The sequence below is a fragment of the Mycobacterium heckeshornense genome (assembly GCF_016592155.1).
Lineage (GTDB): Bacteria > Actinomycetota > Actinomycetes > Mycobacteriales > Mycobacteriaceae > Mycobacterium > Mycobacterium heckeshornense.
Genome location: NZ_AP024237.1, coordinates 3,248,554 through 3,269,624, shown reverse-complemented (window position 1 = coordinate 3,269,624; position 21,071 = coordinate 3,248,554). Strand labels below are relative to the sequence as shown.

The window sequence follows — 21,071 nt, the reverse complement described above, 5'->3', positions numbered from 1 at the left end:
AGGTCGCGAGATAACGACGCCGACCAGGCTTCCCGGCTCACCGCAGAGCAACGCTATCAAAGACGCGGGTGGCCGCCGCCGGGACTCGTCGGCACCCGCTGAGCGTGGGCACCCGGCCAGCCGCGAAAGTTCGCGGCCCGCCAAGCCGGGGGCGTCCTTGCGTACACTGGCGAGATGCTCGAAAGGATCCGCGGACCCGCCGATCTGCAGCCCCTTTCGCACGCACAGCTGAGAGATCTGGCACATGAGATCCGGCAGTTCCTGATCCACAAGGTGGCCGCCACCGGGGGACACCTGGGACCCAACCTCGGCGTCGTTGAGCTGACGCTGGCGCTGCACCGCGTGTTCGACTCACCGCACGATCCGATCATCTTCGACACCGGCCACCAGGCCTACGTGCACAAGATGCTGACCGGGCGCTGCGCCGACTTCGAGACTTTGCGCAAAAAAGGCGGCCTGTCGGGGTATCCGAGCCGGGCCGAAAGTGAGCACGACTGGGTGGAGTCCAGCCACGCCAGCGCAGCGCTGTCCTATGCCGACGGGCTGGCCAAGGCATTCGAGCTGACCGGGCACCGCAACCGGCACGTGGTGGCCGTCGTCGGCGACGGCGCACTGACCGGCGGCATGTGCTGGGAGGCGCTCAACAACATCGCCGCGGCCCGCCGGCCGGTGGTGATCGTCGTCAACGACAACGGCCGCAGTTACGCCCCGACCATCGGAGGGTTCGCTGACCACTTGGCGATGCTGCGGCTGCAGCCCGGCTACGAGCAGTTGCTGGAGAAGGGCCGCGGCGCGGTACGCGGTATGCCGGTGGTCGGCGAGCTGGTCTACCACCTCATGCACAGCGTCAAAGCCGGCATCAAGGACGCGCTGAGCCCACAGCTGCTGTTCACCGATCTCGGGTTGAAGTACGTCGGACCGGTCGACGGCCACGACGAACGCGCCGTGGAGTCCGCGCTGCGCCATGCCCGGGGTTTCGGCGGACCGGTGATCGTGCACGTGGCCACCCGCAAAGGGATGGGGTATCCACCGGCCGAGGCCGACGAGGCCGAGCTGATGCATTCCTGCGGCGTCATCGACCCGGCCACCGGCGCGGCCACCAAGGTGCCGGGGCCGGGCTGGACCGCGACGTTCGCCGAGGCACTGGTCGCCTACGGCGCCCAGCGCCGCGACATTGTCGCGATTACCGCGGCCATGCCCGGGCCGACCGGGCTGACGGCGTTCGGCAAGCGGTTCCCCGACCGGTTGTTCGACGTCGGTATTGCCGAGCAGCACGCCCTGACCTCGGCCGCCGGCTTGGCGATGGGCGGGCTGCATCCGGTGGTGGCGATCTATTCGACGTTTCTCAACCGGGCGTTCGACCAGATCATGATGGACGTGGCGCTGCACAAACTGCCGGTCACCCTGGTGCTTGACCGGGCCGGCATCACCGGTCCGGACGGCGCCAGCCACAACGGCATGTGGGACCTGTCGATGCTGGGCATCGTGCCCGGCATGCGAGTGGCCGCGCCCCGAGACGGCGCTCGTCTGCGTGAGGAACTCGGTGAGGCACTCGACGTAAACGACGGCCCGACAGCCATTCGGTTCCCGAAAGGTGATGTGGGCGAAGACATCCCGGCGCTTGAGCGGCGCGCCGGCGTTGACGTGCTCGCGGTGCCCGCCGACGGGCTGAACCACCACGTGTTGCTGGTCGCGGTGGGAGCGTTCGCCGCGATGGCGCTGGCGGCCGCCAAGCGGTTGCGCAACCAGGGCATCGGCGTGACGGTGGTCGATCCGCGCTGGGTATTGCCGGTGCCGGATGCGATCCGCGACCTGGCGGCGGCGCACAAGCTGGTCGTGACGTTGGAGGACAACGGCGTCAACGGCGGTGTGGGCAGCGCGGTGTCGGCGGCACTGCGGCGCGCGGAGATTGACGTCCCGTGCCGCGATGTGGGGTTACCGCAACGGTTTTACGAGCATGCGTCCCGCGGTGAGATACTCGCCGAAGTTGGGCTGACCGAGCAGGGCGTGGCCCGCCAGATCACCGGCTGGGTCGCAGCTTTGGGCAACGACGTGCCGGAGTCCGCGGTCAGCGAGCCGCTGGACTAGCCGGCGGCCTGCTGCAGCGCGGCGGCTAACACCGGGACCACGAGCTCGCGCTGCCAGGCGCGAGCCTGCCCGGCGGCGAGAAACTCGTCGATCACCCGCTCGCTGTCGGCCTGTGATCCGCCGTCCCAGTCCCAGCACAGCCGTCGCACCAGGTCGGGGGGAGATCAGGTTCTCCGCGGGCACCGACACCCGCTGCGACAACTCCGCCAGCGCTGCCCGGGCCGCATCCAGCCGCGCGGCGGCCTGCGGTCTGCGCTTGACCCACCGCGCCGGGGCCGGCGGCCCGTTGGGCGGCTCGACCTCGTCCACGGGCTCGGGGTTGTGCCTGGCCGCCTCCAGCGCCGCCAGCCAGGTCGCGGCGCTGCGGCGCTGCTTGGGCCCGCCGAACACCGGCAAAGCGGTCAGGTCCTCGACCGTCTTCGGGTCGGCGATCGCCGCGTCGATGATGGCCGAATCGGGCAGGACGCGGCCGGGGGCGATGTCGCGGCGCTGGGCGATCCGGTCGCGTACGGTCCACAACTCGCGAACCGCGGCCAGTCCGCGCCGGTCGCGGACCCGATGGATGCCCGACGTGCGTCGCCAATGATCGCGGCGGGTGCTCGGCGCCCCCCCGCACTGCGCTGGCGCGCAGGTATTCGAATTCCTCTGTGGCCCAACGTGTTTTCCCTTGCTCCGCCAGCACGGACGCGATCGCCGCGCGCAGTTCGATGAGGACTTCGACGTCCAGGGCGGCATAGTTCAGCCACGCCGCCGGCAGTGGACGCTTGGACCAGTCGGCCGCGCCGTGGCCCTTGGCCAGGCTCAGCCCGAGGAGCCGCTGCACCATGGCCGCCAGGTTCACGCGTTCGAATCCGGCCAGCCGTCCGGCCAATTCGGTGTCATACAGCGCCGGTGGCCGCATGCCCACTTCGGCCAGGCACGGCAGATCCTGGTCGGCGGCGTGCAAAATCCATTCGTCCCCGGCGAGCACTTCGGCGACCGGCCGCAACACGGCCGCCGGGTCGCTTCCATGGCTGACCGGATCGATGAGCACGGTGCCCGCACCGGCGCGGCGGATCTGGATCAGATAGGCCCGGTTGGAGTAGCGGAAACCCGACGCCCGCTCGGCGTCGACCGCGAACGGCCCGTGACCACCGGCCAGCAGCTCGGCGGCCGCGGCGATCTCGCCGACCGTCGCCGAGAGCTCGGGCACCCCCTCGGCCGGGTGCAGCAGCGGGGTGGGCTCGGCCTGGACGCCACGCTGCGCTGGGGCCGCATTGCACATGTCAGGCGCGAGACCGCGAACCCAGGTCGGTCACCCCCACCGGCGGAAGTCCCGCGGCGTGCTCGAGCACCTCACAGAACGCCTCCACGTGGGTGCCGATCTCGGGGGAGGCCGCCGTCCACGACGCCCGCAGCTCCAGCTGGTGGGCCCGGGGCGGTCCGGAGATGTCACCGTAGCGCACCGACGTGGTGGCGGTGACCGTCCCGCCGAGCGCAAGGACGTGGTCGGCGCGGGTCTCCAGCGCCTCGACCAGCCAACTCCACGCCACTTCCGGTAGCAGCGGGTCGACCGCCTCGCTGGGATCCAAATCGGCCTGGATGTAGGCGACCAGCCGCATGGTGCCGTCCCACGCCTCGGATCCGTCCGGGTCGTAGAGCAGGATCAACCGCCCGAAGGCGTCCCCCTCGGATCGTTCCGGGATGACGTCGAGCTCGGGATGCTTGACCTCGGCGCCCAGCGCATAGCTGTAGGGCGCCAGGCGCTGCGGCGGACGGATGGGGCCGAGCTCGATTTCCGCGCGGACGCTGGCGGCGTTCATCGCGGCCACCGCCTCACGGAACACGGCCGGTTCGGCTGGGCTCAAACGCCGCTCCTCCTCATCGCTGCGCTCTGCATTGTCGCCGACAGGGCCCCGGGCGCCGCGTCGCGGTGTCACTACGCCGCGCGTCGTCGCCGGGGCGGCTCACATCCTTTGACGCTAGACCCATGCGCCGACACGTGTGGGCAGGCGCGCCGTTTCGGCCCGGCGTCGGCCACGGCGAGCACAGCCAGCCCCGGCGGGCCCTACTGCACGCGCTTGACCTGGGGGTCGGCGGTGAAGCGCGGCGCACGTTTCTCCCGGTTGGCGGCCAGTCCCTCGGCGACGTCGGGGCCGCTGAACCCGATGAATTCCAGGCCCAAGGCCGTTTCGAAGGCCGGCGCGAACATCCGGTACCAGTGGTTGAGGCTGTGTTTGGTCCACTGGATCGCCGTTTGCGCACCCCGCGCCAGATCCTCGGCGATGCGGGTCGCGGTGGCGAGCACGTCCTCGTCGTCGACACAGGTCGACACCAGCCCGATGCGCTCGGCCTCCTCACCGGTGAGCGGCTGGCAGGTGAGCAGGTAGTACTTGGCTTTGGCCATGCCGACCAGCAGCGGCCAGCAGATCGCGGCGTGGTCACCGGCCGCGACCCCCAGCTTGGTGTGCCCGTCGATGATCTTGGCGCCGCGCCCGGCCACCGAAATGTCGGCCAGCAAGGCCACGACCAGGCCGGCGCCAACCGCCGGGCCGCGGATCGCCGAAACTACCGGCTTGTCGAAGTTGACCATGTTGAGCACCAGGTCGCGGGCTTCGCGCATGATGCGGATCCGGTCGGCGAAGTCCCCCATGGTTTCCTCGATCAGATCGAAGCTGCCTCCGGAGGAAAACGCTTTGCCTTCGCCGCGCACCAGGACCGCGCGCACCTCGGGATCACGCTCGATCGCCGGCCAGATGTCGGCGAGGTCCCGGTGCATCTGCGGGCCCACCGAATTGAGGCCGGGCGAATCGAGGATCACGTGCAATACCCCGTCGGTGCCCGGTTCAATTCGGAGACTGGGAAACTCGTCGTACCTGACTGGCGGTTGTGTGACTGGCATGCCGACGAGGTTACGCACACCCGGATGCCCGGCTGAGCGCGGCATCGGCCGTGACGTCGCGGCGCACGAGCCTCTCGGCCAGCCGCGACGCCAGCGCCATGATGGTCAGCGCCGGATTGGCGCTGCCCTGGGTCGGGCACACCGAGCCGTCGGCGATGAACAGGTTGGGCACTGCCCAGGCCCGCTGGTTGGCGTCGACGACGCTGGTGTCGGGGTCGCTGCCCATCCGGGCGCCGCCGATGAGGTGGGCGAAGCGCTGAATGGTCAGCACGTCTTGGGCGCCGGCGGCATCCAGAATATTGGCGATCACCTGGGTGGAGTACGCCATGTTGGCCTTGTCGTTGTCGCACAGTGAGTAGTCGAACCGGGCGACGGGCAGGCCATACTGGTCGGTCTCGTCGGCCAGCGTGACCCGGTTGTCGGGCAGCGGCAACAGCTCGTTGAGCACGCCGATGGTGGCCCAGTGGTTGTAGTCGCGCAGGTATTCGCGCAGCGCCGCCCCCCAATGCCCGGCGGCCAACACATGTTCGGCCCAGGCGATCGGCAGCGGTGACACGGTTTGGATGGAGAACCCCCGCGCGAAGCCGCGATCCGGATCGGTTTCGTAGAACTGCTCCGACGACACCTCGGGCGGCGGCGCCTTGTACATCCGGAGCTCGTCGGGCCAGCGGCCCGCGCTTTGGGTGGCGCCCTGCACCATCACGTAGCGGCCAACTTGATCGTTGTTGTTGCATAAACCGTTGGGGAACCGGCTGCTGGTTGAGTTGAGCAACAGCCGCGGTGTTTCAATCGAATAACCTGCCACTGCAACGACTTTGGTGCGCTGTAATCTCTCATGATCGGAATGCTCGTCGAAATATACTACGCCGCAGGCATTTCCGCGCTTATCCAGTTCGATGCGAGCGGCCATGCAGTTGGCCCGAATCTCGACCCCGTGTGCCAGCGCGTCGGGTAGATGGGTGACGAACGGGCTGGCCTTGGCGTTGACCTTGCAGCCCTGCAGACAGTAGCCGCGGTAGACGCAGTGCGGCCGGTTGCCGAACGTGCCGTTGACAATGCCGACCGGACCGACCCGCATCTCGATGCCGAGTTTGATCGCGCCTTCCCATAGTTTGAGCGCCGCCCCTGACACCGGATGCGGCGAGAACGGGTAGCGGTGCGGATCTCCCCACGGCCAGTCCTGGCCGGCCACCGGCAGCTCCTGCTCGAGACGCGCATAGTGCGGGCGCAGCTCGGCGTAGCTGATCGGCCAATCCGCGCCCACCCGGTCGCGGCTATAGGTTTCGAAGTCACTGGGGTGAAAGCGCGGTGTGTAGCCGGCGTAATGGATCATCGATCCGCCCACACCGCGACCGGAGTTGTTCTTGCCCAACTCGATAGGGTCCGAGCCGCCGATGATCCGCTTCTGCGTCCAATACAGCCGGTGCGACCCGGCCTCGTCGGACACCCAGTCCTCATCGGGGTGCCAGAACGGGCCGGCTTCCAGGATCACCACTCGCCACCCCGCGCGGGCCAGCCGTTGTGCCAGCACCGAACCTCCCGCGCCGGCGCCCACCACCACCAGGTCGACCTCGTCGTCATCGTGGTAGCGGCGCATGGTGGCCTCGCCGGGCAGATCACGCGAATGCACGTCGAGCAAAAACCGCGAGTCGTTGCCCGGCGGGCCGAGCGCGCCTTTGAGCAGTCCGCGCCAGAAGTCACCCATCGAGTTTTTCCTGTTCGACGGCTGTGACCGGGTCCTCGGCGGTGGCGCCGGGCTTTTCGTAGGGCTCGCGCACGCCCACACCGCCGAGCCGCATGAAACCGCGTGGATATGCCGGCCCACCGAAACCGATCTCGTTCCATGCCCACGGATGGCTGTAGAACGCCGACAGCGCCATGCGCATCACCACCGACCAGGCCCGCTTGACGTCGAGCTTTTCCCAGCTGCCGCCGCGGAGCTGTCCGTCGGAGAACCGCCCGAGGACCGATTCCCGGGTGGGCGGGTCGGCCGCCGCGAACGATTCCGCGCCGGCATCGCGGGCCGCCTCATCGAGCCCGGCCAATACCAGCCGCCAGGTGTCGCGGTCGTCGGGCATGTCGGCGTACTGGTAGCCGTCGAGCTGTCCGTCGGCCAGCTTGGCGTCGACGAACTCGGCCACCGGTATTCGCGGTTCGGCATCCTGGGCCAGCGCGGTGTCGCAGAAGGCGCGCAGCGTCGGCTCTTCCGAGGTGTCGAAGAACCGCAACGGTCCCGGCTTTTCCAGCCGGGCCAACACCACGCGCCTGGTGGCCTCGTCCCAGCTGTCGATGTTCGACAACACGTCATAGTCGGGGTAACGCCCGATCATCTGCGGTGTCACACCGCGGCGCTGCCGCGGCAGCCACGACGGATGCAGCGGCTTGCCGTCGGGTCGCAGCTGCGGCAGGTGACGGCCGCTGGAGATGTCGCGCATCGCAAGCCCGTTACTTCTCACGACGTAAGACGGCGGCCAACAAACCCATCGCCCCCACGATGCTCATCAGCCCGGGCGCGGCGATCGGCGGGCCCATCGGCACGTTGTAGCTGGCCAAACGCCAGCCACCGGGTCGTCGCGACACCCCGCGCACGTGGAAATACTGGCCCATCAGCCCATTGGCCGCGTAGACCGCGGCGGTGACCGGCAGCCACCGCTTGGCCCAGCGCCTGGAGAACACGCCGGCCACCCCGGCGACCACCACCGGCGGGGTCACCGCGATCGGGCTCCACATCCATTTGTTGCCGAAACTGGCCCGGTAATGCTCGAAGTAGATCTCCGCCGTCGTCACCGCCGCCGCGAACGCCGTCAATCCCGACAACGACCGTTCGAAGCGGCCGTGGGCGATGTTGCGCATCACCCGGTCGATGAAGTACTCGACCTCGCCGACCGCATCCCCGGCCGTCCTTCTTTCCGTCAGCACCATCAACCGCTTCCCTTCCTGCATCGGGGCGGTGCCTGAGGTCCGCCGTAGGCCGCATTCCCCAAAACAGCGGCGCGCACACGTACCTGCCGACCGGCGTGGCCGAGGGCGCTGTTCGTGGCAGCATTGAGCGCGATGACCGTTCGCCGCGACCTTCCCGAGTCGCCGTATCTGGCCGCTGCCGCCGGCCGCAAACCGCACCGGGTCCCGGTGTGGTTTATGCGGCAAGCCGGGCGCTCGCTGCCGGAATACCGGGCACTGCGCGAAAAGCACAGCATGCTGGCGGCCTGCTTCGACGCCGAACTGATCTGCGAGATCACCCTGCAGCCGATCCGGCGTCATGGCGTCGACGCCGCGATCCTGTTCTCCGACATCGTGGTCCCGCTGCGCGGTGCTGGCATCGAGCTGGACATCGTCACCGACGTCGGACCGGTGATCGCGACGCCGGTGCGCACCGCCGCCGATGTCGCAGCGATGAAACCCCTTGAGCCGCAACATGTTCAGCCGGTAGCGGAGGCTGTTTCGCTGCTGGTGGCCACGCTCGGGGATGTTCCGTTGATCGGTTTCGCCGGGGCGCCGTTCACGCTGGCGTCCTACCTGGTCGAAGGCGGACCGAGCCGCCACCATGCCCGCACCAAGGCGATGATGCTGTCCGATCCGGACGCCTGGCACGCGCTGATGGGCAAGCTGGCCGACCTGACCGTGGCGTTTCTGCGGCTCCAGCTCGACGCCGGGGTCGACGCCATCCAGGTGTTCGACTCGTGGGCCGGCACGTTGTCGCTGGCCGACTACCGCGCCTATGTGCAGCCGCACAGTGCCCGGGTGTTCGGCACGCTCGCGCCTTACGGCGTGCCGATGACGCACTTCGGGGTGGGAACCGCCGAGCTGCTGGGGGCGATGTCGGCCGCCTTAAAACCGGCACCGGCGACGGTGGTCGGCGTCGACTGGCGAACGTCGCTGACCGACGCGGCGGGCCGGGTGCAACCCGGCACGGCGCTGCAGGGCAACCTGGACCCGGCGGTGCTGCTGGCGGGGTGGCCGGTGGTGGAGCGCGCGGCGCGCGCCGTGGTTGACGACGGGCGTCGCGCGGTCGACGCCGGCGCGGCCGGACACATTTTCAACCTCGGGCACGGGGTGCTGCCCGAAACCGACCCGGACGTCCTCACCGAGCTGGTGTCGTTGGTGCACTCGCTATGACATCCCGCTTGTATTGCATTGTCGGGGGAGGGATTTCGGGTTTGACGGCTGCGTACTGGCTGCGGGCGCTGGCCGGCGACGACGCCACCATCACGGTGTTCGACCCGGCCGACCGGCTCGGCGGGGTGTTGCGCACCGAGCGGGTGGGTGGCCAGCCGATGGACGTGGGCGCCGAGGCGTTCGTCGTGCGCCGCCCGGAAGTGCCTGCACTGCTGGCCGAGCTGGGTATTTCGGATCGGCAACTGGGCACCACCGGGGCGCGACCACTGATCTACAGCCAAGGCCGGCTGCACCCGTTGCCGTCAGACACCGTCGCCGGAATCCCGTCGTCGCCGGCATCGTTGGCGGGGCTGGTCGACGACGCGACCGTTGCGCGCATCGCCGCGGAACCCGGCCGCCCGCTGGACTGGCGTCCCGGCGACGACCCGGCAACGGCCGCGGTGGTGGCCGACCGGTTCGGCGAACAGGTGGTGGCCCGATCGGTGGATCCGCTGCTGGGCGGGGTGTACGCGGGCTCGGCCGCCAGCATCGGTCTGCGCTCGGCCGCCCCCGGGCTGGCCGCGGCGCTCGACGGCGGCGCCGCGAGCCTGGTCGAGGCGGTTCGGGCGGTGTTGCCGGCCGGCACCGGCGGGCCGGTGTTCGGCGCCGTCGATGGCGGCTACACGGTGCTGGTCGACGAGCTGGTCCGCCGCAGCGGCCTGCGCTGGGAGCCGGCTGCGGTCGAGTCGATCGAGCCCGCCACGCCCGGGTGGACGTTGCGCGACGGCGCCGGCGGTCGGTGGCGGGCTGACGCGGTGATCCTGGCTGTTCCGGCGCCGCGGCTGGTCGGCCTCGTCACCGCGATTGCCCCGCGCAGCGCGGCGGCCGCCAGGCGAATCGCTAGTGCGTCCTCGGTGGTGGTGGCGCTCGCGGTGCCGCCCGATGCGGGGTTCCCGGAGCAGTCCGGTGTGCTGGTAGCCAGTGGGGAAGCGTTGCACGCCAAGGCGATTACATTGTCGTCGCGGAAGTGGGGTCGCCGCGGCGACCTCGAGTTGGTGCGGCTCTCGTTCGGGCGGTTCGATGACGACGCGGGCTGCCGCGCTGCCGACGACGAACTGCTGGCCTGGGCCGTGGCCGATTTGGCGACGGTGTTCGGGGTGACGGTCGAGCCGGTCGACGTCCGGGTTGGGCGCTGGGTCGACGCGATGCCGCAGTACGGCCCCGGCCACGGCGATATCGTCGCCGAAATTCGCGCCGGTTTGCCGCCGGCGCTGGCGGTGGCAGGAAACTATCTCGACGGCATCGGGGTGCCGGCCTGCATCGCCGCTGCGCGGCGAGCGGTGTCGGAGCTGCTGGGCGCCCGCATGGCACGATAGGACCATGGCCCGCCTGGACTACGACGCGCTGAACGCCACCATCCGCTACCTGATGTTTTCGGTGTTCTCGGTGCGGCCCGGCGCCCTCGGCGACGACCGCGACGGAATTGTCGACGAAACCGCCACCTTCCTCAAGCAGCAGGAGGAGCGCGGCGTGGTGGTGCGCGGCCTCTACGACGTGGCCGGCCTGCGCGCTGATGCCGACTTCATGATCTGGACCCACGCCGAGCGCGTCGAAGCGCTGCAGGCCACGTACGAGGATTTCCGTCGCACCACGGCGCTGGGCCGGGCATCGACTCCGGTGTGGAGCAGCGTGGCGCTGCATCGCCCGGCGGAGTTCAACAAGAGCCACATCCCGGCGTTTCTGGCCGGCGAGGAGCCCGGCGCCTACGTCTGCGTCTATCCGTTCGTGCGGTCCTACGAGTGGTACCTGTTACCGGAGGAGGAGCGCCGCCGCATGCTCGCCGAACACGGGATGGCCGCCCGCGGCTACAAGGAAGTCCGCGCAAACACGGTCCCGGCGTTCGCGCTGGGTGATTACGAGTGGATCCTGGCGTTCGAATCGCCCGAGCTGCACCGCATCGTCGACCTGATGCGCGATCTGCGGGCCACCGAAGCGCGGCGCCATACCCGCGCCGAGACACCGTTTTTCACCGGTCCGCGGGTGCCGGTCGAGCGGCTGGTGGCGTCGCTGCCGTGACGGCGTCGACGGATCCGGGCCGCTTCGAGGAGATGTACCGCGATCGGCCAAGCTCGCACGGCTTGCCGACCGCCACGGCGTGGGACATCGGTGGCCCGCAACCGGTGGTGCAGCAGCTGGTGGCGCTGGGCGCGGTCAAGGGCGAGGTGCTCGACCCGGGCACCGGCCCCGGCCACGATGCCATCTACTACGCGTCGAAGGGCTATCAGGCCACCGGGATCGACGCGTCGCCGACCGGGTTGCAGCGTGCTCGCGAGAACGCGCGCCAAGCGGGCGTGTCGGTGAACTTCCAGCTGGCCGACGCCACCAAGCTGGAAGGACTGGAGAACCGCTTCGACACGGTCGTCGACTGCGCCTTCTACCACACCTTCTGAGCAGCGAGACCTTCGACCTGATGCTGGCGCGCAATCCCGAAATGGCCGAGCAAATCAAGCCGTTGGCCGAACGGTTCCGCATCATCGAGCCGTGGCTCACCAACGGCCGCGCGCACGCGCCGTTCTGGGAATGCCATGCCACCCGGGTGGATTAAGCCCGCCCAGACAGGCATGGTGTTCACGAGCCCGTCGGTACCAGGCGCAGGCAGATCGAGTTGATGCAGTAACGCTGGTCGGTGGGCGTCGGATAGCCCTCACCGCTGAACACGTGGCCCAGGTGGCTGTGACAGTTGGCGCACAGCACCTCGGTGCGACGCATGCCAAGCGAGTCGTCGGGGCGCAGGATCACCGCGTCGGAGTTCGCCGGATCGAAGAATGACGGCCAACCGCAATGGGATTCGAACTTCTCGCTGCTGCGGAACAACTCGGCGCCACAGGCCCGGCACTGATACACGCCCTCGGTCTTGGTATCGGTGTATTCACCGGTGAACGGGGGCTCGGTGCCGGCCTGGCGCAGCACCGCGAACTCCTCGGGAGTGAGCTTTTGGCGCCATTCGTCCTCGCTCAGTTGCACCCTGGGCTCAGGCAAGTTGGAACGCGACGAAGTCATGCGTCCACGCTAGCGTCAATCGCGGTGACCCGCCGCGCCCGGCTGCGCCGCGCTTGCGGTCACGCGGGCTAATCGCGGTGACCCGCCGCGCCCGGCTGCGCCGCGCTTGCGGTCACCGCGGTGCGCGGTGGCTCCGGCCTCAGCCACGCCGGATCGATCCCGGAATCCAGCCGGTTTTCAGCCCTGGCGTCCAGGTAGCGGAAGTACAGCACGCAGAACACCACGATCAGCAGCAGCGACCAGCCGTAGGTGATCTTGAGGTATTCCAGCGGCCGCCCGATGCCCATCCAGTTGAACAGCAGCCAGCGGTCCATTGTCATAAACCCGTAGACCCCCAGCCAGGCCGGCCAGTTGCGGATCACCGAGTTGGGCAGCACCACCGTCATCAGGAACGGGAACAGCATCATCGAGTAGTAGCCCTGCGCCAGCGACAACACCAGCCACGACCACAGCAGCAGCACCCCGGACGAGGTGAGCATCCAGAACCGCGGCTCGCGCGCGCGGTAGTAGCGGTACAGCAGCCACAGACTCGCAATCGCGATCAGCGTGAACGCAATTCGCAGGAACATGATCAGCCACGTCGGCAAGCCGAAGTAGACCCCGTTGCCCTCGATCGAGCTGTTGAAGTAGTCACGCACGCCCAGGATGTAGGGCACCGTGCGGGTGACGAAGTCCTGCGGATCGCTCACCAGCGGCCAGGCCACGGCGTTCAGCACCAGCGGCACCACGACCGCGGTGACCACCGCCCGCCACTGGCGGTTCAGCAGCGGCAGCAGCACCAGCGGCGCCAACAGGGGTTTGGTCACCAGCGTCAGCCCGACCGCGATGCCGGCCCACCACTGGTGGCTTACCTTGCCGTCGAGCAGCCAGCGGAAGAACAGCACCTCGGCCAGCAGCACGCAGCCGTTGATGTTGGTGAACACCAGCGTGTTGGTCACGCTCTCGGTGCAAAACATCGCCAGCAGCAGCGCGGGGGCAGCCACCGAGGCCAGCGTGTAGTTGAACAACCGCAGCAACAGATACCAGGCGATGAGGATCGCCAGGGTGTTGCACAAGATGAATAAATAGCGCGACGGCGTAAACGACAGGTACCCGAACGGCGCCATCAGCAGGGTGCCGCCGGGCGGATACAGGTAGTGCGGGTCGACGTAGTCGAAGTGTTCGTTGTAAATGTCCCAGCCGTGCCGGAAGTTGAGCACGGCCCGGTAAACCGGTTTGAAGTCGTCGGTGATGTTGCCGTTGGTGGTGACCACGACGCTGCGGTGGATCACCGCCAGGATGGCCACCGGCCACAACGCCGACCTGAGCACCGTCGCTGCGCTCGGTGCGCTGGTGCGCGGACGAAAGGCGGCCAGCACGCAGGCGCGCCAGCCGGAAGCGGTGGAGTCAGCTGCCGTCACGAGCGAACCGTACACCGCGGCTCCACCGCGGCGATAAGTCAGGCAGGACAGTAGGTGTCGGTGTCGGGCAGCCTGCCGCTGTCCAGGTAGGCGATCAGCGGCGGTACCGCGCATGAGGAATAGATGCTGGCGCCGTGGCCGATGCCCTGCCACATCACCCGTTTGCTGGCCGCACTGGCGTTGATGACGGTGGCGGCGGTCGCGGCCACGCCCTCCGAGCCGGTGATCGGGTCGTGCTGCACACCCATCAGCATGACGTCGACCTTGAGTTTCTTCGGTGGCTGCGGCGGCGAGCCACTCGGCCAGTGAATGCACTTGACCATGTTGAGCGCTCCGACGGCACCGAACTGCGGGTAGAGCTTGCCCCATTCGACGACCAGCTGACGGACCCGGTCGGGCGTCGGGCGGTTCAGCGCGTCGCCGCAGGAGTTGATGAACTGCCCGTCGGTGTCGCGGGTCGCCTCGGCCCGGTTGATCAGATTGGTCAACAGGTTGGCGTCGCCGGCGTTGGCGGCCGCGAGCGCGTTGGCCAGGTCCGTGGTAGCGGTGACGCGGTCGCCGGTGGGGTAGCCCAGCGCGGTGACGATGGCGTTGGCGACCGAGGCCACCGAGGCGCCGCCGGGGCCGTGCCCGCCGCGGGCCGCCGCCAGCAGCGAACTGACCGCCGCCTTGGGATCGCGGCCCAGCGCGCAGTTCACCGCGGCGCACTGCTTGGCGAACGCGTCCAGCGCCGCCTGCTGCCCCTTCACCTGTTGCTCGGCCGCAGCTTCGGCGTTGACCCCCAAGCCAATCGGGGAGTCGAGAATCAGCCGGGCCACCTTGTCCGGATGCGACCCGGCGTAGGTCAGCGCGACTTGGGCGCCGTTGCCCACGCCGATCAGGGCCAGCGTGGGCACGTCCCAAATGCTGCGCAGCCGTTCCACATCGGTGGCCGCATGCGCGTTGTCGTAGGACGAGTCGCCGGGCGCGATGGTGTCGGTGCAGCTGGTGGTCGCCTTGTCGGAGATGTCGCTGAGGTTGGCTACCGGGTCGTCGCCGGCCTCGAACTGCGCCTGGTCACGCATCTCCTGGCGGTCGTGCTGGTCTCGGCAGTCGACCGGGCTCGACATTCCCATGCCGCGCCGGTCGACGGCGACGATGGGGTGGCTGCGCAACACGTCCGCGCCGGCGCGCGACAGCCACACCGGCAGCTGAACCGACGACGGCAGGTCGGATCCGGTGGTAAACACCAGCGGGCCGGCATCCTGCGGGGTCTGCACCGAGCGGGCACGCACCGCGCCGATGCTCAGCGTTCCGGCTGCGCCGTTGACGGGGTCGAGGTCGGCGTCATAGCTCGCGCACTCCAGTTTGATGCCCGGTGCGGCGGGCACCGCGGCGTCGCCGAATATCCGCGCGGTGCAGTCATGCCACGACAAGTCGTTTTTCGGCACCGCGATCGGCGGCGGACCGCCGGGCGGCGGCGGGGTGGTGGCTGCGCCGCGCGGGCGCCCGCCGGAATTGGTGGCAAACCGCGGGTTGGCGGCCAAGCCCGGCACGCAGCCGGCCAACAGTGCGGTCACCGCCACCAGGACCGTGGCGAGCGTGGCGTGCCGACTCATGCCGACCACAGTAGCCAGCCGCCGGGTGGTCAGGCTTTCACGTAACGGGTGTAGAGGTAGTCCGACGCATCGGCCAGCACATGCAGGCAGCGCATCCGGGTCAGCACCTGGCCGGGGCCCGCCGTGATGCGGCGGGCCTGACCGCCCACGACACAGGGCGCGATCGTCAGGCACAGCTCGTCGAGCAGGTCACGTTCGACGAACGAACTCAGCAGCGTCGGGCCGCCCTCGGTCAGGACCCGGCACAGGCCTCGATCCGCCAGCTGCGCCAGCGCGCGGGCCTCGTCGACCTGGCTGGGATCATCGCTCGAGCAGTCGATGACGTCGGCGAGCCCGGCCAGCCGCTGCCGCGTCTCGTCGGCGGCCGCGGTGCAGGTGAGCACCAGCGGCGGCACCTCGGTCCGGGTGAACACCGGCATGTCGCGGTCGAGCTGACCGGAGCGGGTGACGATCGCCAGCTGCGGGACCTCGCTGAGACCGCGGGCCTGACGGTATTGCCGCTGCGCCACGGTCAGCCGGGCACCGCTGTAGCTCTCTATCCGCACGGTGCCCGCGCCGACCACGATGATGTCGGCCAGCGCCCGCAGGATGGTGAACAGCGCCCGGTCGCCGGGCCCACCCAGCCCGCCGGTGGTGCCCTTGACCGTGGCACTGCCGTCAATGCTCGCGATGAAGTTTGCCCGTACCCAGACCCCGCGGTGTTCGGCGGGGTAGCTGTAGAGCTCGGCCAGGTCCCCGTCGTCGAGCTCGCGGAGCGAACCCAGCAGTGTCAGACGGAGGCCGGGGGCTTCGCCGGCGGTCGGGTCGGGCATGAGCACGATTGCAGCACGCCGCTACGGCGACCGCTTGCACGGCCCCGCCGCTGGCGTCGGCCTGGGCAGCCTGCGAACCATTACGTAGTCGTTCTCGATCCGTGTTCCCAGCCGGAATGTCCTGGTGCCGTTGAAGGTAAAGCCGTGTTTGCGGTAAAAGCGTTGTGCGCGTTGGTTTTGCTGATTAACGCCCAGCCACACACAGTCGGCGCCGGATGCGCTGTCCAGCGCGGTGTCCATCAATGCCGTCGATACCCCGGTACCGTGATACTGCGACAGCACATACATTTTGGAAAGCTCGACGGCCGAATGCGGGCCGACGGCCCGGTGCACGTGGACGTCGTCGCCAACCCCGTGAACCAGCATCGCATATCCGATGATCCTATTTCCTTGCGCTGCAACGAGAATCAACCGCTCAGGATCGGCGAGGTATTCGCCGAAGCGCGCCTCGGACAAATGCGCATCGATGAACGAGGCGATATTGTCGGCCGTCACCGACGGCGGGCAGGCCATCGGAAAAGTGTGTGCGGCCAGCTTGGCCAGCTCGTCGACGTCGACCGAATCAGCCGTGGCGATCCGTACAGCTAGAGGTTCCACTGCGCGAGGTGCACGCCCGTTTTCCGGTCCAGCAGCACCACGTTCGACACCGGGTCGCGGTAGGCGTCCCAGTACACGCCGCCGTGCACAGTCGCGCCGGGGGGTGCGTTCAGCAGCGCGCGGTCCAGCGCGTCGGGCGCGTCGGACGGCCGTGACGTGTAGGCGTCGGCGAACGGGGTGACGCCGTCGAAGGTGAAGTCGGAGGCCATTTGGAACGGGGTAGGCGACTTGATGGTGTGGACCGTCACCTCAGCGCGAGCCACCTGGCTGCCGGGAAAACTCTTGATCGGAACACCGCTGCGGGTGTAACCGAATCCGGGGGGCGGATCGACCGGTTCGACGCGGCTGACGGTGACGTCGGCAACAACTTTGCCGGTGTCCACCCGCAGCGTGTCACCGAGTCGACCGATGGGCGCGTCGCCGGCCCAGGCCCGGGGAGCGGCGACGACCACCGCGGAGACGAACACCAAGACAACCAGCCAGCGGCGCATCTTCCCTCCTCAGCGACCCTAGGAATGATCGCACACGGCAACTCCAGCGAAGGGCCGGTTTCATGACAGCCCGGCGACTCAGGCGGCCTCCAGGCTGAGCAGCGCGGACTTGGCCTGTGCTCCCCCGGCGTACTGGCCGGTCGATCCGTCCGAGCGCACCACGCGGTGGCACCCGATAACGATGGGCAGGGGGTTGCACGCGCATGCGGTGCCGACGGCACGAACGGCGCGTGGGTTGCCGACGGCGCGGGCCACGGCGGCGTAGGTTTGCCGCTGCCCGTATCCGATGCGGCGCAGGTGGTCGAGCACCATGCGGCGGAACCCGGTGGCCAAACGTAAATCGAGCGGAAGCTCAAAGGTCCTGCGGCGCTTGGAAAAATAGTCGTCGAGCTGACGGGCGGCGGCGTCGAGGCGCGCCGGTGCCAGCAAGATCCGTGGACTGACCGCGCGTGCCAGCGCATCCAACACCGCGTCGTGGTCCTGGACGTCGAAGGCGACCCGCACCAGACCGACGTCGGTTGCCGCCAGAAGCAACACGCCCACCGGGGTGTCGACGATGCGGTAAGCCACGTCGAGCAGCCCACGCTGCTCGGCGCCGCGCGCCAGACGGTCGTGCAGCCGCGCCAACGCGGCCGTCTCATCGGATGCGTTAAAGAGGTTGGTGTTCATGCGGTTTGGTCTTTCTGGTACGTCTTCCGAAGTGTTTTGATGCCGTCGGCGGCGGCGCGGCGGGCGGCGTCGGGGGAGTTACCCAGCAGCTCGGCGACTTCCGCGAACGGCAGCCCGGCGATGTGGTGGTAGGCCACGGCCAGGCGTTGTTTGTCGGGAAGTCGCGCCACTGCCGTCCACAGGCCCTGGTCGCGGGCGGCGGGGTCGCTGGATGCGGCCGGCCCGTGGGCGAGGTTGTCGGTTGGAACAGGGCGCCGGGACCGGGCACGGCTGGCGTCGAGGGCGCGGCGGTGCGCGATCGTGACAAGCCAGGCCTCGACATTGGTGCCGGGCGGTAGTCGCGGATAGGCGCGCAACGCCGAGAGAAACGTTTCCGACCATGCGTCTTCGGCGTCCTCGGAACCGGCCACCGCGCGGCATACCCGCAGCACGGTCGCGCCGTGTTCGGCCACCACATCCTCGAACGGTTTCATTGCTCCCACATTCTGTAGACGCCGTCGCCGGCCGGGATGTGAGACGGGCTCAGTCGTCTTTGCCGGCGACGATCGACTCCAGCACCGACGTCAGGTCCGCTTCGGCCCGGTCCTTGTCGACGCCGGCGCGGTGCAGTGGCCCGTCGCCGTCTTCCAGTTCGAGCAGCGCCAGCAGCAGGTGTTCGGTGCCGATGTAGGTGTGTCCGAGCCGAAGTGCTTCGCGGAAGGTCAGTTCGAGCGCTTTGCGCGCCGGACCGCTGAAGGGGATCAGCCGTGGCGGGTCCTCACAGGCCGGCGGCAGCGTTATCGCTGCGCGGATGGCTTGGGGGGCCGCCCCCTGTTCCTTGAGCAGTTTGGTGGCCAGCGCCTCGGGATCACCGAGTAGGCCAAGCAGCAAGTGGACGGGTGTGATCTCTCGGTTGCGGGCCTCGTGCGCGGCTTTTTGGGCCGCGGCGACAGCGTAGCGGGCCCGCGGGGTGAACCGTCCGAAGCCCTGGTCTGGGTCGAGGGCGGCCGTGCCCGATCTGGGCACGAACCGTTTCTGTGCGGCTTGTTTGCTGACGCCCATGCTCTTACCGATGTCGGTCCAGGACGCGCCGCAGCGACGTGCCTGGTCGACGAAGTGCCCGATCAGGTGATCGGCGACTTCACCGAGATGCTCGGCGGCCAGAACGGCGTCGCTGAGCTGATCGAGTACGTCGGTATGGACCTGCTTGATGGCATTGATCAGGTCATCCAGGCGGATGGGGTGGGCAACCGCGGTCGGCTTGGGCATCGGCTCCGTCATATCGTCAATCTTAGGTTGACGATATGGGTGCGTCAACCGTGGGTTGACAACGTACCGGGGTTTGCCCGGGTCGGCCCTTCGTGGTGGGGATTGGGCGTGAGGGTTTTTTAACAGTTTTGCTGTCGACACCGCGGAGTGGTGAAACGCGTCGTCAACAATCCGCCCCTAGCATTCGGGCCATTCTCACCGGCCCAGTTTCGGGAGGAAGCAGGCATGGACTTTCTTCGGTCGCAGTTCATCGATCCGGTCGGCAAAGTCCTCTGCGGGTACGTCCTCGTTTACTTGCTGATCGGGACCGGCATCTATCTGACGGTGCGCACCCGCTGCGTCCAGGTCCGTTACATCGGCCGGATGATTCGCCAGCTGCGGGTGTCGCACCTCGACGGCGGAGGGATCTCCTCGTTCCAGGCGTTCTGCGTCGGCCTCGCGGCGCGTGTCGGCGTCGGCAACATCGCCGGCGTTGCCATCGCGCTCAGCGTCGGGGGCCCCGGCGCGATCTTGTGGATGTGGGTGGCGGCGGCCGTCGGCATGGCGACGGCGTTGATCGAGGCCACGCTCGCTCAGGTCTTCAAAGTTCGGTCCGCCGACGGCGCCTTCCGCGGAGGCCCGGCGTTTTACATTCAGCGTGGGCTGGGCTCGCAGGCGGGCAGTGTCCTCTTTGCCGTGCTGCTCGTGTTCACATTCGGCATCGCGTTCAACATGGTGGAAGCCAACGCCATCAGCGATGTTCTGAAGACCTCGCATCACGTCGGCGCAGGTTGGACCGCGGTGGCTCTCGTCGCGCTTACCGCGCCGATAGTGTTCGGCGGCGTCCGCAGTGTCGCCCGGGTCGCCGGAGTCGTCCTACCCGCCGTGGCATTGGCGTACGTGGTACTGGCGCTGGTGATCGTGCTCCTCCATGTCCGAGATCTGCCCGGCGTATTCCATGAAATCATCGGCGGTGCGTTCGGAATTCCGCAGATGGCAGGCGGTTTCGGCGGCGGTATCGCCGCCGCGATGCTCAACGGGGTCAAGCGCGGCCTGTTCGCGAACGAGGCGGGGATGGGCAGCGCGCCCAACATCGCGGCCACCGCGACCGTGTCGCATCCGGTCGAGCAGGGTCTGATCCAGTCGTTGGCGGTGTTCGTCGACACCATGGTGATCTGCACGGCGACGGCGTTCATCGTCTTGGTTTCCGGCCCGGCGGTCTACGATCCGGCTCACGCCGGCACGATCGTCGGTGCGAGCCTGACGCAGTCCGCAATCGCTGCCGGGTTGGGTTCCTGGACCACCGGATTGATGAGCGTCGTGGTGTTCGTCTTCGGGTTCTTCTCGGTGCTGGGCGATTACGTGTGTGCGGAGGCCAACCTGCTGTTTCTCGGTGGCAGACGACGGGCGATCAATCTGCTGAAAATTTCGGCGCTGGTCTCGATCGCGTTCGGTGCGATCGCCAAGCTGGCGCTGGTGTGGGCGCTCGCCGATCTGGGGATGGCGATGATCGCGATCGTCAACCTCCTCGCGATCAGCTTGCTGGGCAAGTGGGCGTTGGCGGTGCTGAACGATTTTCACCGGCAATCACAGCGGGGCGCCCGGCCGATTTTCGTGGCCGACGAGGCAGACCTGCCCGGCGTTCTCGGCGGCGAGGTCTGGCGACGTCCGGCGCACCCGGCCGACAGTGAGCCGACGAGACGTCTGCCACGGCGCACATCGACGACAAACGGCGCTGCGGTGCGGTCGACGAGCGCGATCCGCTCACCGAGCGACGAGGTCGCCGCTGTGGGACAATAAGCGCCCGATGAAACTACTGCTGGCGCTGACAAGCGTCGCCGTTGTAGCCGGCTCTGCTGCGTATGCGCACGCCGAGCCGTCCAGCGGCGACGCGAGTTTCCTTGACGCCCTGACCAAAGCCGGCATCACCTATCAGAACGCGGATGGAGCAGTCGCCTCCGGCAAAGCGGTATGCGCAATGCTCGACGACGGCAAGAACGCCACGGACATCGTCAACCAGCTACGCCAGGTTAACCCGGGCTTCTCCGCGCGGGACGCGGCGAAATTTTCGGTGCTCGCGTCCGTGGCTTATTGCCCCAAATACATGCAGGCCGGCGGCGAAAGCGGCGGCAGCGGCTAGGCAGCGATTGGGC

At 68.5% G+C, this 21,071-nt stretch carries 20 protein-coding genes and 2 pseudogenes; 7 read left to right on the top strand and 15 right to left on the bottom strand.

All coding sequences use genetic code 11. The annotated features are described in order from the left end of the window. The first annotated feature begins 174 nt into the window (after window positions 1-174). Entirely contained in the window at window positions 175-2,088 is a 1,914-nt protein-coding gene (dxs, locus tag MHEC_RS15670; RefSeq protein ID WP_048891549.1) for a 1-deoxy-D-xylulose-5-phosphate synthase, read from the top strand. On the opposite strand, the pseudogene MHEC_RS15665 reads toward dxs, so the two are convergent. The 6 genes and pseudogenes from MHEC_RS15665 to MHEC_RS15640 form a co-directional block, all read right to left on the bottom strand. Then, window positions 2,085-3,352, bottom strand: a pseudogene (locus tag MHEC_RS15665) (HRDC domain-containing protein). The gene dxs and the pseudogene MHEC_RS15665 sit on opposite strands and share 4 nt — an antisense overlap. Window position 3,353: 1 nt before the next feature. Beyond that, entirely contained in the window at window positions 3,354-3,890 is a 537-nt protein-coding gene (locus tag MHEC_RS15660; protein WP_372507345.1) for a DUF3000 domain-containing protein, read from the bottom strand. Window positions 3,891-4,135: 245 nt separating this feature from the next. Beyond that, entirely contained in the window at window positions 4,136-4,969 is an 834-nt protein-coding gene (locus MHEC_RS15655) for an enoyl-CoA hydratase/isomerase family protein (protein ID WP_048891629.1), read from the bottom strand. 10 nt (window positions 4,970-4,979) lie between these two features. Continuing rightward, entirely contained in the window at window positions 4,980-6,674 is a 1,695-nt protein-coding gene (locus MHEC_RS15650) for a GMC family oxidoreductase (protein ID WP_048891547.1), read from the bottom strand. Beyond that, window positions 6,667-7,404 (bottom strand): gluconate 2-dehydrogenase subunit 3 family protein, encoded by a 738-nt coding sequence (locus MHEC_RS15645; protein WP_048891546.1) that lies wholly within the window; start codon window positions 7,402-7,404, stop codon window positions 6,667-6,669. The genes MHEC_RS15650 and MHEC_RS15645 overlap by 8 nt, the downstream gene beginning before the upstream one ends. 10 nt (window positions 7,405-7,414) lie before the next feature. Continuing rightward, the gene (locus MHEC_RS15640; RefSeq protein ID WP_099869326.1) at window positions 7,415-7,891 is read right to left on the bottom strand and encodes a hypothetical protein; all 477 of its coding nucleotides are present in this window, start codon (window positions 7,889-7,891) and stop codon (window positions 7,415-7,417) included. 132 nt (window positions 7,892-8,023) lie between these two features. On the opposite strand from MHEC_RS15640, the gene hemE reads away from it, so the two are divergent. From hemE to MHEC_RS15620, 4 genes and pseudogenes are all read left to right on the top strand, one after another. Continuing rightward, window positions 8,024-9,085 carry a uroporphyrinogen decarboxylase gene (hemE, locus tag MHEC_RS15635; RefSeq protein WP_048891545.1) on the top strand — a complete coding sequence of 354 codons (1,062 nt, stop codon included), beginning with the start codon at window positions 8,024-8,026 and terminating at the stop codon, window positions 9,083-9,085. Next, complete coding sequence (locus MHEC_RS15630) at window positions 9,082-10,440, top strand: protoporphyrinogen oxidase (protein WP_048891544.1); 1,359 nt, start codon at window positions 9,082-9,084, stop codon at window positions 10,438-10,440. The genes hemE and MHEC_RS15630 overlap by 4 nt, the downstream gene beginning before the upstream one ends. A 4-nt stretch (window positions 10,441-10,444) precedes the next feature. Continuing rightward, window positions 10,445-11,140 (top strand): hydrogen peroxide-dependent heme synthase, encoded by a 696-nt coding sequence (gene hemQ / locus MHEC_RS15625; protein ID WP_048891543.1) that lies wholly within the window; start codon window positions 10,445-10,447, stop codon window positions 11,138-11,140. A gap of 32 nt (window positions 11,141-11,172) precedes the next feature. Next, window positions 11,173-11,669: pseudogene (locus MHEC_RS15620) on the top strand (class I SAM-dependent methyltransferase). Between the two features lie 23 nt (window positions 11,670-11,692). On the opposite strand, the gene msrB reads toward MHEC_RS15620, so the two are convergent. The 9 genes from msrB to MHEC_RS15575 form a co-directional block, all read right to left on the bottom strand. Beyond that, the gene (gene msrB, locus MHEC_RS15615) at window positions 11,693-12,124 is read right to left on the bottom strand and encodes a peptide-methionine (R)-S-oxide reductase MsrB (RefSeq protein WP_048891542.1); all 432 of its coding nucleotides are present in this window, start codon (window positions 12,122-12,124) and stop codon (window positions 11,693-11,695) included. A 68-nt stretch (window positions 12,125-12,192) separates the two neighbouring features. After that, window positions 12,193-13,539 carry an arabinofuranan 3-O-arabinosyltransferase gene (gene aftC / locus MHEC_RS15610; RefSeq protein WP_048891541.1) on the bottom strand — a complete coding sequence of 449 codons (1,347 nt, stop codon included), beginning with the start codon at window positions 13,537-13,539 and terminating at the stop codon, window positions 12,193-12,195. A 23-nt stretch (window positions 13,540-13,562) separates the two neighbouring features. Continuing rightward, window positions 13,563-15,140, bottom strand: coding sequence for an alpha/beta fold hydrolase (locus MHEC_RS15605; RefSeq protein WP_071700086.1), 1,578 nt, complete (start codon window positions 15,138-15,140; stop codon window positions 13,563-13,565). An 11-nt stretch (window positions 15,141-15,151) separates the two neighbouring features. Next, window positions 15,152-15,934: a pyrimidine reductase family protein gene (locus tag MHEC_RS15600; protein ID WP_048891539.1), complete on the bottom strand. Its 783-nt coding sequence runs from the start codon at window positions 15,932-15,934 to the stop codon at window positions 15,152-15,154. A gap of 21 nt (window positions 15,935-15,955) precedes the next feature. Next, entirely contained in the window at window positions 15,956-16,531 is a 576-nt protein-coding gene (locus MHEC_RS15595) for a GNAT family N-acetyltransferase (RefSeq protein ID WP_048891538.1), read from the bottom strand. Continuing rightward, the gene (locus MHEC_RS15590; RefSeq protein WP_048891537.1) at window positions 16,519-17,022 is read right to left on the bottom strand and encodes a hypothetical protein; all 504 of its coding nucleotides are present in this window, start codon (window positions 17,020-17,022) and stop codon (window positions 16,519-16,521) included. Before MHEC_RS15590 ends, MHEC_RS15595 begins: the two co-directional genes overlap by 13 nt. Window positions 17,023-17,100: 78 nt before the next feature. After that, window positions 17,101-17,691, bottom strand: coding sequence for a methylated-DNA--[protein]-cysteine S-methyltransferase (locus tag MHEC_RS15585; RefSeq protein ID WP_048891536.1), 591 nt, complete (start codon window positions 17,689-17,691; stop codon window positions 17,101-17,103). Next, window positions 17,688-18,164: an RNA polymerase sigma factor gene (locus MHEC_RS15580; RefSeq protein WP_048891535.1), complete on the bottom strand. Its 477-nt coding sequence runs from the start codon at window positions 18,162-18,164 to the stop codon at window positions 17,688-17,690. The genes MHEC_RS15585 and MHEC_RS15580 overlap by 4 nt, the downstream gene beginning before the upstream one ends. A 49-nt stretch (window positions 18,165-18,213) precedes the next feature. Beyond that, window positions 18,214-18,939: a Clp protease N-terminal domain-containing protein gene (locus tag MHEC_RS15575; RefSeq protein WP_048891627.1), complete on the bottom strand. Its 726-nt coding sequence runs from the start codon at window positions 18,937-18,939 to the stop codon at window positions 18,214-18,216. Window positions 18,940-19,164: 225 nt separating this feature from the next. On the opposite strand from MHEC_RS15575, the gene MHEC_RS15570 reads away from it, so the two are divergent. Both MHEC_RS15570 and MHEC_RS15565 read left to right on the top strand, forming a co-directional pair. Beyond that, on the top strand, window positions 19,165-20,718 hold the full coding sequence (locus tag MHEC_RS15570; protein WP_162838785.1) for an alanine/glycine:cation symporter family protein: 1,554 nt from the start codon (window positions 19,165-19,167) through the stop codon (window positions 20,716-20,718). A 7-nt stretch (window positions 20,719-20,725) separates the two neighbouring features. Beyond that, complete coding sequence (locus tag MHEC_RS15565) at window positions 20,726-21,058, top strand: DUF732 domain-containing protein (RefSeq protein ID WP_048891533.1); 333 nt, start codon at window positions 20,726-20,728, stop codon at window positions 21,056-21,058. Window positions 21,059-21,071 lie beyond the last annotated feature (13 nt).

Coding starts and splice junctions, on each gene's coding strand:
- MHEC_RS15580 (WP_048891535.1), bottom strand. CDS start 18,164: ATGAAACCGTTCGAGGATGTGGTGGCCGAACACGGCGCGACCGTGCTG.
- MHEC_RS15565 (WP_048891533.1), top strand. CDS start 20,726: ATGAAACTACTGCTGGCGCTGACAAGCGTCGCCGTTGTAGCCGGCTCT.
- hemQ (WP_048891543.1), top strand. CDS start 10,445: ATGGCCCGCCTGGACTACGACGCGCTGAACGCCACCATCCGCTACCTG.
- hemE (WP_048891545.1), top strand. CDS start 8,024: ATGACCGTTCGCCGCGACCTTCCCGAGTCGCCGTATCTGGCCGCTGCC.
- MHEC_RS15600 (WP_048891539.1), bottom strand. CDS start 15,934: ATGCCCGACCCGACCGCCGGCGAAGCCCCCGGCCTCCGTCTGACACTG.
- msrB (WP_048891542.1), bottom strand. CDS start 12,124: ATGACTTCGTCGCGTTCCAACTTGCCTGAGCCCAGGGTGCAACTGAGC.
- MHEC_RS15645 (WP_048891546.1), bottom strand. CDS start 7,404: ATGCGCGACATCTCCAGCGGCCGTCACCTGCCGCAGCTGCGACCCGAC.
- MHEC_RS15570 (WP_162838785.1), top strand. CDS start 19,165: ATGGACTTTCTTCGGTCGCAGTTCATCGATCCGGTCGGCAAAGTCCTC.
- MHEC_RS15655 (WP_048891629.1), bottom strand. CDS start 4,969: ATGCCAGTCACACAACCGCCAGTCAGGTACGACGAGTTTCCCAGTCTC.
- MHEC_RS15630 (WP_048891544.1), top strand. CDS start 9,082: ATGACATCCCGCTTGTATTGCATTGTCGGGGGAGGGATTTCGGGTTTG.
- MHEC_RS15585 (WP_048891536.1), bottom strand. CDS start 17,691: ATGAACACCAACCTCTTTAACGCATCCGATGAGACGGCCGCGTTGGCG.
- MHEC_RS15650 (WP_048891547.1), bottom strand. CDS start 6,674: ATGGGTGACTTCTGGCGCGGACTGCTCAAAGGCGCGCTCGGCCCGCCG.
- dxs (WP_048891549.1), top strand. CDS start 175: ATGCTCGAAAGGATCCGCGGACCCGCCGATCTGCAGCCCCTTTCGCAC.
- MHEC_RS15640 (WP_099869326.1), bottom strand. CDS start 7,891: ATGGTGCTGACGGAAAGAAGGACGGCCGGGGATGCGGTCGGCGAGGTC.
- MHEC_RS15575 (WP_048891627.1), bottom strand. CDS start 18,939: ATGCCCAAGCCGACCGCGGTTGCCCACCCCATCCGCCTGGATGACCTG.
- MHEC_RS15590 (WP_048891537.1), bottom strand. CDS start 17,022: ATGCGCCGCTGGCTGGTTGTCTTGGTGTTCGTCTCCGCGGTGGTCGTC.
- MHEC_RS15660 (WP_372507345.1), bottom strand. CDS start 3,890: ATGAACGCCGCCAGCGTCCGCGCGGAAATCGAGCTCGGCCCCATCCGT.